Source organism: Pseudomonas sp. NPDC089569, from assembly GCF_050280625.1.
Lineage (GTDB): Bacteria > Pseudomonadota > Gammaproteobacteria > Pseudomonadales > Pseudomonadaceae > Aquipseudomonas.
In genome coordinates this window covers 48,121-56,516 of record NZ_JBNNVQ010000034.1, presented here as the reverse complement: position 1 = coordinate 56,516, position 8,396 = coordinate 48,121, and the positions used below count along the sequence as shown (strand labels likewise).

The 8,396-nt window shown below is 60.1% G+C and carries 8 protein-coding genes and 1 tRNA gene; 5 read left to right on the top strand and 4 right to left on the bottom strand.

Annotated features, from left to right (window positions below; genetic code table 11):
• Nucleotides 1-36: 36 nt before the first annotated feature.
• From ACQKP2_RS15785 to ACQKP2_RS15770, 4 genes are all read right to left on the bottom strand, one after another.
• Nucleotides 37-111: transfer RNA gene (locus ACQKP2_RS15785), tRNA-Gln, on the bottom strand.
• Between the two features lie 36 nt (nucleotides 112-147).
• Nucleotides 148-999: a 4-(cytidine 5'-diphospho)-2-C-methyl-D-erythritol kinase gene (gene ispE / locus ACQKP2_RS15780; RefSeq protein ID WP_427577686.1), complete on the bottom strand. Its 852-nt coding sequence runs from the start codon at nucleotides 997-999 to the stop codon at nucleotides 148-150.
• A gap of 1 nt (nucleotide 1,000) precedes the next feature.
• Nucleotides 1,001-1,618, bottom strand: coding sequence for a lipoprotein insertase outer membrane protein LolB (gene lolB, locus ACQKP2_RS15775; RefSeq protein WP_427577684.1), 618 nt, complete (start codon nucleotides 1,616-1,618; stop codon nucleotides 1,001-1,003).
• A gap of 4 nt (nucleotides 1,619-1,622) precedes the next feature.
• Nucleotides 1,623-3,347 carry a tetratricopeptide repeat protein gene (locus tag ACQKP2_RS15770; protein ID WP_427577682.1) on the bottom strand — a complete coding sequence of 575 codons (1,725 nt, stop codon included), beginning with the start codon at nucleotides 3,345-3,347 and terminating at the stop codon, nucleotides 1,623-1,625.
• A 220-nt stretch (nucleotides 3,348-3,567) separates the two neighbouring features.
• On the opposite strand from ACQKP2_RS15770, the gene hemA reads away from it, so the two are divergent.
• The 5 genes from hemA to murI are packed head-to-tail and all read left to right on the top strand — an operon-like array spanning nucleotide 3,568 to nucleotide 8,300.
• Nucleotides 3,568-4,857, top strand: a complete 1,290-nt coding sequence (gene hemA, locus ACQKP2_RS15765; RefSeq protein WP_427577680.1) for a glutamyl-tRNA reductase — start codon at nucleotides 3,568-3,570, stop codon at nucleotides 4,855-4,857.
• The gene (gene prfA, locus ACQKP2_RS15760) at nucleotides 4,854-5,936 is read left to right on the top strand and encodes a peptide chain release factor 1 (RefSeq protein WP_427577679.1); all 1,083 of its coding nucleotides are present in this window, start codon (nucleotides 4,854-4,856) and stop codon (nucleotides 5,934-5,936) included. Before hemA ends, prfA begins: the two co-directional genes overlap by 4 nt.
• On the top strand, nucleotides 5,937-6,767 hold the full coding sequence (prmC, locus tag ACQKP2_RS15755; protein WP_427577677.1) for a peptide chain release factor N(5)-glutamine methyltransferase: 831 nt from the start codon (nucleotides 5,937-5,939) through the stop codon (nucleotides 6,765-6,767).
• Nucleotides 6,761-7,516 (top strand): molybdopterin-synthase adenylyltransferase MoeB, encoded by a 756-nt coding sequence (locus tag ACQKP2_RS15750; RefSeq protein ID WP_427577676.1) that lies wholly within the window; start codon nucleotides 6,761-6,763, stop codon nucleotides 7,514-7,516. Before prmC ends, ACQKP2_RS15750 begins: the two co-directional genes overlap by 7 nt.
• On the top strand, nucleotides 7,509-8,300 hold the full coding sequence (gene murI / locus ACQKP2_RS15745) for a glutamate racemase (protein WP_427577675.1): 792 nt from the start codon (nucleotides 7,509-7,511) through the stop codon (nucleotides 8,298-8,300). The genes ACQKP2_RS15750 and murI overlap by 8 nt, the downstream gene beginning before the upstream one ends.
• Nucleotides 8,301-8,396: the final 96 nt, after the last annotated feature.

Sequence of the window (8,396 nt, the reverse complement as noted above, 5' to 3'; positions counted from 1 at the left end):
TGAAGGCTGAGGGTAACCTGGATGAGTATAGGAAAATGGCAGGGGCGGCTGGATTCGAACCAACGCATGGCAGGATCAAAACCTGCTGCCTTACCGCTTGGCGACGCCCCTGTATTTGTTGCAACGAGTACCCTGTACTCGGTTCCTCTAGAGCAGACTCTGAAGCTTGCGATGCAACATCGAAACGTTGCTTCCTTTTGCTACAAAGCCTGTAAGGGTCTCTGTAAGAAGGGCCGAGACTTTATCAGCTTCAGCTTTGCTTGGGAAGCCCCCAAACACACAACTTCCAGTTCCGGTGAGTTTTGCGTCGGTAAAATTACCTAGCATATTCAAGGCGTTACGTACTTCTGGATAACGTCTTGCAACCACCGGCAAGCAGTCATTTCGACTGTTTCCCTCAGGAACGGGGCGCACTTTAATGGGAGAAGAGTTACGTGTCAACAAAGGATCTGAAAAAATTTCTGCTGTACTTACAGAGACTTGCGGCACCAGCACGACATACCAGGGTTCTTCGGGGTCAACCGGGGTCAGTTTCTCGCCCACACCCTCGGCAAACGCCGCGTGGCCACGGACGAAAACCGGGACATCGGCACCCAGCGTCAGGCCCAGCGCAGCCAGTCGGTCCTCGTCCCAGGCCAGCTGCCAGAGATGGTTGAGGCCAAGCAGGGTCGTGGCGGCATTCGAACTGCCCCCTCCGATTCCGCCGCCCATTGGCAGGACCTTTTCAATCCAGATATCGATGCCCAGGGCACAACCGGACTGCTCTTGAAGTTTCCGTGCCGCCCTGACGATCAGGTTGCTGTCGTGGGGGACGCCTTCAAATTCGGTGTGCAGGCGAATGACACCATCCTCACGCACGGCGAAAGTGATTTCGTCGCCGTAATCGAGAAACTGAAACAGTGTCTGCAATTCGTGGTAGCCATCTTCCCGGCGACCAAGAATGTGCAACATCAAATTGAGTTTGGCCGGGGAGGGCAGGGTCAGGCGATTGGCTGGCATGTCATTGTCCCAGTTTGCGCGGTTGCCAGGTCTTGATCACGAGCGTGACATCAAGGTCGGCGCCATGCAGTTTGATCCGCTCGGGCAGCCAGAAACCATTTTGTTCGGTGTAGGCGGTGTACTCGACCTGCCAACCATCCTGCTCAAGGCTGGCCAGGCGACTGTCGCCGTCGAGCGTCAAACGACTTTTACTGTCGGGAGCCGGGAGTCCGCGGACCCACCAGGCCAGATTGGACACCGGCAACTTCCAGCCCAGTTGCTCATCGAGCAGGACTTCGGGGGTCGGCGCGTCATAGCGTCCCTGGTTGGCGACTTCCAGCGATACCTTTCCAGGTCGTCCGGTCAGGCGTGCGGCGCCGCGACCCAGGGGGCCGGAGAGGCGGATGTCGTAATAGTCCCGGCGCTGTAGCCAGAACAACGTGCCACTGCCCGAGTCCTTGGGGGCGCGAATGCCGATCTTGCCGTCGATTTGCCAGCCATCCAGACCTGCAAGTTGTTGCTTGTGCTCGCGCCATTGGGTCGGGTTGCCGTGACCCTCGACCGATTCGCGGGCGCCGAAGCCTGCGCAGCCGGCGAGCAGGGCGATGAAGCTGAAAACAATGAGGTGGCGCAAAAACATGATGTTAAAGAGTCTCTGATCCGGTCAGGCGCTTGATGGTGCTGCGCAGGGTAGGGCTATCGGGTTGTTCCTTCAGGAATTTGCTCCAGACCTGGCGAGCTTCGCGTTGTTTGCCGTTGGCCCACAGGACTTCGCCCAGGTGCGCGGCGACTTCCTGGTCGGGAAAGCGTTCCAGCGCCTGGCGCAGCAGTCGTTCGGCTTCGTCGAGGTTGCCCATGCGGAAATTCACCCAGCCGAGGCTGTCCAGTACCGCCGGATCTTCCGGGTTGATCTGGTGTGCCTGTTCGATCAGGGCCTTGGCTTCGACGTAGCGGGTGGTGCGGTCGGACAAGGTGTAGCCCAGGGCGTTCAGCGCCATGGCATTGTCCGGATCACGCTTGATGATCTGTCGCAGGTCTTTTTCCATCTGCGCCAGGTCATTGCGTTTTTCCGCTTGCATGGCACGGGTGTAGAGCAGATTCAGGTCGTCAGGGTACTGCTGCAGCGCCTTTTCGAGGACGGTCCAGGCCTTGTCGCCCTGGTTGTTGGCCGCCAGGGCTTCGGCTTCGATCAAGTACAACTGGATCGCGTAGTCCGGCTGTTCGTCGCGTTGGGCCGCCAGCTTGCGCTGGGCTTCGGCGGTCTTGCCGTTGCTCATCAGAATGTCGGCCTGGCGCAACTGGGCCGGCAAGTAATCGTTGCCCGGCCCGACTTTGCCGTACTCGATCAGTGCACCTTGAGGATCGTTGCGTTCTTCGGCGATGCGCCCCAGATTCAGGTGTGCCGAGTCGACATGGCTTTCCCTGGCGATCAGGTCCTCCAGGTAGCCCTGGGCCTCTTTCCACGCCTTGGCTTCCAGGCACACCAGCGCCAGGGAGTAACGCAGTTCGTCGTCTTCCGGGTATTGCTGCACCAGGCTCGAAAACTCGGCCTTGGCGTCGTCCATGCGGTTCTGCTCAACCAGCATGCGTGCGTAAGTCAGGCGCAGGCGTTTGTCGTCCGGGTATTTCTTGATGCTCTTTTGCAGCAACGGCAAGGCTTCATCGCCGCGATCGAGGGTTTGCAAAAGGCGTGCGCGCAGCAGGATCGGGGCAATCTCGCCTTCGTCGGGCGGATTGTTTTCCAGCAGTGTCAGGGCACCCTTGGCGTCGCCGTCCTGTTGCATCAGCAGGGCCTTGCCGAAGATCAGTTGGCTATTGTTCGGGTGGCGCTGCAATAAGCGGTCGAAGCTTTTCATCAGGCCATTGCGCGTGTCCTGGTCGGTGTCGGCCGCGGACAGGGCGAGGAAGTCGAAATGGGTGTCGCCCTTGCCTTGCAGGACCTTTTCCATATAAGCCATGGAGTCGTCATAGCGCCCGGCGCGTGCCAGTTGCACGGCCGCGGCCCGTTGCGCCTCCAGGTCGTCCGGGGCGTTTTTTGCCCAGATCAGCGCAGTGTCCAGGGCAGCCTGATCGGCGCCCAGGTATTCGGCGATGCGAAATGCCCGCTCGGAGATGCCCGGGTCCTGGGTATTGATGGCCTGGGTGACGTAGTTGTCCAGGGCAATGTCGAACCGATTGCGCTGGCCAGCCAGCTCTGCGCTCAGCAGGCTGAAGACAGTGTCTTCGCTGAAGGAGCTGTAAACCTTGGGCTTCTCAGGCGCCGGGGTGCTGTCTTCAGTCGGCGACGTACCGTCCGACGACACGGGTGCCAAGGCCTGGCAGCCGCTGAGGAAGACAAGAGCGAGAAACAACGCGGAAGATCTATTCATATAAGGAAGAGGACGACTAACCTGCGGTCGGATCATCATGACACAAGCCTTCGGTCAAACATAACCGTAGCAACGAGCTTGCTCGCAAGGAACCTCGGGGGTGACGTGTTTTTCCAGGCTTTTACAAGAGCACGCTGCCAGGACAATAGTCAGCGGTAGTTGTTCTGAATCTGGCGAAGTAGGACAATTGCCGGCTTCACGTCATCATCAGCGACTTTGAATGGCCTTCCTTGCACTCGGTATTAACCACAAGACTGCTTCCGTAGACGTCCGCGAGCGCGTGGCCTTTACTCCTGAGCAGCTGGTTGAGGCCTTGCAGCAGCTCTGCCGACTCACCGACAGCCGCGAAGCTGCGATCCTCTCCACCTGCAATCGCAGTGAACTTTACATAGAACAGGATCACCTGTCGGCCGATACCGTGCTGCGCTGGCTGGCCGAATATCATCAATTGAGTCTCGAAGAGCTGCGCGAAAGTGCTTATGTGCACGAAGATGATGCGGCAGTTCGTCACATGATGCGGGTCGCATCCGGGCTTGATTCGCTGGTGTTGGGTGAGCCACAAATTCTTGGCCAGATGAAATCGGCCTACGCCGTGGCGCGCGAAGCCGGCACGATCGGGCCGTTGCTGGGGCGGCTGTTTCAGGCCACGTTCAATGCGGCCAAGCAGGTGCGCACCGACACCGCCATTGGTGAAAACCCGGTATCCGTGGCATTTGCCGCGGTCAGCCTGGCAAAACAGATCTTCAGCGACTTGCAACGCAGCCAGGCTCTGCTGATCGGCGCCGGAGAAACCATTACCCTGGTTGCCCGCCATTTGCACGATCTGGGGGTCAAGCGCATCGTCGTGGCCAACCGCACGCTCGAACGCGCGAGCATCCTGGCCGAACAGTTCGGTGCGCATGCGGTGTTGTTGTCGGACATTCCGGCCGAACTGGTGCGCAGCGATATCGTCATCAGTTCAACTGCCAGCCAATTGCCGATCCTCGGCAAGGGCGCGGTGGAAAGCGCCCTCAAGTTGCGCAAGCACAAACCGATTTTCATGGTGGATATCGCCGTACCACGGGATATCGAACCGGAAGTCGGCGAGTTGGACGACGTTTATCTGTATAGCGTCGATGATCTGCACGAAGTGGTCGCCGAGAACCTCAAGAGCCGCCAGGGCGCGGCGCAGGCGGCGGAAGAGATGGTTTCGGTCGGCGCCGAAGACTTCATGGTCCGCTTGCGCGAACTGGCGGCAGTGGACGTGCTCAAGGCCTATCGTCAACAAAGCGAACGCATGCGCGATGAAGAATTGCACAAGGCCCAACGCCTGCTGGCCAATGGTGGCAGTGCCGAAGAGGTGCTGGTGCAACTGGCCCGCGGCCTGACCAACAAACTGTTGCACGCCCCGAGCGTACAGCTGAAAAAGCTCTCTGCCGAAGGTCGCCTCGATGCGCTGGCGATGGCGCAGGAACTCTTTGCCCTCAATGAGGGCTCATCGGAAAGCTTTTCGGATAAAAAACCGCAATGAAAGCGTCACTGCTCAACAAGCTGGACATCCTCCAGGACCGATTCGAAGAATTGACCGCCTTGCTTGGCGATGGCGAGGTCATTTCCGATCAGAACAAATTCCGCACCTATTCCAAGGAGTACGCGGAAGTCGAGCCGATTGTCGGCACCTATAAACAGTTGCTCAAGGTGCAGGACGATCTCGCCGGCGCCCAGGCCCTGCTCAAGGACAGCGACCCGGACATGCGTGAAATGGCCGTGGAAGAAGTCCGCGAGGCCAAGGAGGCCTTGGTGGAGCTCGAGGCCAGCCTGCAGCGTATGCTGTTGCCCAAGGATCCGAATGACGGGCGCAACGTGTTCCTTGAAATCCGCGCCGGTACCGGTGGTGACGAAGCGGCGATTTTTTCCGGTGACCTGTTCCGCATGTATTCGCGCTATGCCGAGCGTCGCGGCTGGCGGGTGGAGATCCTGTCCGAAAGCGAGGGTGAACACGGTGGCTATAAAGAAGTCATTGCGCGGGTCGAAGGCGAGAACGTCTACGGCAAGCTGAAGTTCGAATCCGGCGCGCACCGCGTACAGCGGGTTCCGGCGACTGAATCGCAAGGGCGTATCCACACATCGGCCTGTACCGTGGCGGTACTGCCTGAGCCGGATGAACAGGAAGCCATCGAGATCAACCCGGCGGACCTGCGCATCGATACTTACCGCTCCTCCGGCGCCGGTGGTCAGCACGTCAACAAAACCGATTCGGCGATCCGTATCACTCACCTGCCGACCGGCATCGTTGTCGAGTGTCAGGAAGAGCGCTCGCAACACAAGAACCGCGCCCGGGCGATGTCCTGGCTGTCGGCCAAGCTCAACGACCAGCAAACCACCGCCGCCGCCAATGCCATTGCCAGCGAGCGCAAATTGCTGGTGGGGTCCGGAGATCGTTCCGAGCGTATCCGTACCTATAACTTTGCCCAGGGCCGGGTGACCGACCACCGGGTCAACCTGACCCTGTATTCGCTCGACGAAATCCTTGCCGGTGGTGTCGAGGCAGTGATCGAGCCGTTGTTGGCCGAATACCAGGCCGATCAACTGGCAGCGATAGGTGAGTAAATGACGATCATTGCCAGTTTGTTGCGCACCGCCGAGTTGCCCGACTCGCCGACGGCGCGTCTCGATGCCGAACTGTTGCTGGCAGCGGCATTGGGTAAATCCCGCAGCTTTCTGCACACCTGGCCCGAGCGCATCGTGCCGAGCGAAGCGGTTCTGACGTTTACCGAGTATCTGCAGCGACGCCGCAGTGGTGAACCCGTGGCTTATATCCTGGGCCAGCAAGGCTTCTGGAAGCTGGACCTGGAGGTGGCGCCGCACACACTGATCCCGCGCCCCGACACCGAGTTGCTGGTGGAAGCCGCACTCGAGTTGCTGCCGGCCACTCCCGCACACGTGCTCGACCTGGGGACTGGCAGTGGTGCCATCGCCCTGGCCCTGGCCAGCGAGCGTCCTGCGTGGAAGGTCACCGCTGTGGACCGCGTGCTGGAAGCAGTGGCCCTGGCCGAACGCAATCGCCAGCGCCTGCATCTGAACAATGTCACGGTTCTGAGCAGTCACTGGTTCAGCGCCCTGCAAGGTCAGCGTTTTGAGCTGATCATCAGCAATCCGCCCTATATCGCCGCCGCCGATCCGCATCTGGTGGAGGGCGATGTGCGCTTCGAACCGGCCAGTGCCCTGGTCGCCGGCCCCGATGGTCTTGACGATCTGCGCTTGATCGTCAGCCAGGCTCCGGACCATCTGGAGGCCGGTGGCTGGCTGATGCTCGAACACGGTTACGATCAAGCCGAGGCCGTGCGCGATTTGTTGCTGACCCGAGGTTTTGAACAAGTCCATAGCCGCACCGACCTGGGCGACCACCAACGCATCAGTCTGGGGCGTCTTGCGTGCTGAACGATCAGGAATTGTTGCGATACAGCCGGCAGATCCTGCTGGCGCACATCGACATCGACGGTCAATTGCGCCTCAAGGACAGCCGCGTGCTTATCGTCGGTCTGGGCGGGCTCGGCGCTCCGGTGGCGTTGTATCTCGCCGCCGCGGGCGTCGGTGAGCTGCACCTGGCGGACTTTGACACGGTCGACCTGACCAACCTGCAGCGCCAGATCATCCACGACACCGACAGTGTCGGCCTGACCAAGGTGGATTCGGCGATCAAGCGCCTGTCGGCCATCAACCCCGACATTGCGCTGGTGGCCCATCGCGCGGCACTGGATGAAGACTCACTTGCCGCCGTGGTGGGTGGTGTGGATCTGGTGCTTGACTGCTCCGACAATTTCTCCACCCGTGAAGCGGTCAATGCCGCCTGCGTCAACGCCGGCAAGCCGCTGGTCAGCGGTGCGGCTATCCGCCTCGAAGGGCAATTGTCGGTATTCGATCCGCGTCGAGTGGAGAGCCCTTGCTACCACTGCCTTTACGGGCACGGCAGCGAGGCCGAGTTGACTTGCAGCGAGGCTGGCGTCGTCGGGCCGCTGGTGGGGCTGGTCGGCAGTCTGCAGGCGCTGGAAGCACTGAAGTTGCTGGCGGGTTTTGGCGAACCGCTGGTGGGACGGCTGTTGTTGATCGATGCACTGGGTTCGCGCTTTCGCGAATTGCGCGTCAAGCGTGATCCGGGCTGCAGCGTCTGTGGGCCCAAACATGCGTGAGGCGCCCATCGGCGTATTCGACTCCGGTGTCGGTGGGCTTTCGGTGCTGGCCGAGATCCAGCGTTTGTTGCCCAACGAATCTCTTTTGTATGTCGCCGATTGCGGGAATGTTCCCTACGGCGAGAAAACGCCGGAATTCATACGCCAGCGATGCAGCGTCATCGCCGGTTTTTTTCAGCGCCAGGGCGCCAAGGCGCTGGTGCTGGCTTGCAATACCGCGACCGTGGCCGGTGTTGCGGATTTGCGACGAGACTACCCCGAATGGCCCATCGTCGGCATGGAGCCCGCGGTCAAACCGGCCGCTGCAGCCACACGCAGCGGCGTGGTCGGGGTGCTCGCCACGACCGGCACCTTGCAGAGTGCCAAGTTCGCGGCATTGCTCGACCGTTTCGCTACCGATGTGCGCGTCATCACCCAACCCTGCCCGGGGTTGGTGGAGTTGATCGAGAATGGGGACCTGCACAGTCCTGCCCTGCGTCAGCTGCTTGAGGTTTACGTCCGACCGCTGCTTGCCGCTGGCGCCGACACCATCATTCTGGGCTGCACCCATTACCCTTTCCTCAAGCCGTTGCTCAAGCAGATGATTCCTGACGATATCAGCCTGATTGACACCGGGGCTGCGGTTGCGCGCCAGCTTCAGCGGCTTTTGGCCGAGCGTGAACTGCTCGCCGAAGGACCTGCCCGCGCTGCGCAGTTCTGGACCAGCGCCGATTCCTTGCACTTCACAAATATATTGCCGACTTTGTGGAATAACGCTGGCGTTGTGCAAAGCTTTCAAGAGTAAACAAACTCTGCTGGGGCGCTGGAAAGATTGGGGTGAACTTCTGAAAAATCGCCGACTTCTATAGCTGTGTGCGTCGAGCTACAAAAAAAAACCAAA

Bases quoted from the DNA above. Each gene is read 5' to 3' on its own strand.
- ispE (WP_427577686.1), bottom strand. From the start codon at position 999: ATGCCAGCCAATCGCCTGACCCTGCCCTCCCCGGCCAAACTCAATTTG.
- lolB (WP_427577684.1), bottom strand. From the start codon at position 1,618: ATGTTTTTGCGCCACCTCATTGTTTTCAGCTTCATCGCCCTGCTCGCC.
- ACQKP2_RS15770 (WP_427577682.1), bottom strand. From the start codon at position 3,347: ATGAATAGATCTTCCGCGTTGTTTCTCGCTCTTGTCTTCCTCAGCGGC.
- hemA (WP_427577680.1), top strand. From the start codon at position 3,568: ATGGCCTTCCTTGCACTCGGTATTAACCACAAGACTGCTTCCGTAGAC.
- prfA (WP_427577679.1), top strand. From the start codon at position 4,854: ATGAAAGCGTCACTGCTCAACAAGCTGGACATCCTCCAGGACCGATTC.
- prmC (WP_427577677.1), top strand. From the start codon at position 5,937: ATGACGATCATTGCCAGTTTGTTGCGCACCGCCGAGTTGCCCGACTCG.
- murI (WP_427577675.1), top strand. From the start codon at position 7,509: ATGCGTGAGGCGCCCATCGGCGTATTCGACTCCGGTGTCGGTGGGCTT.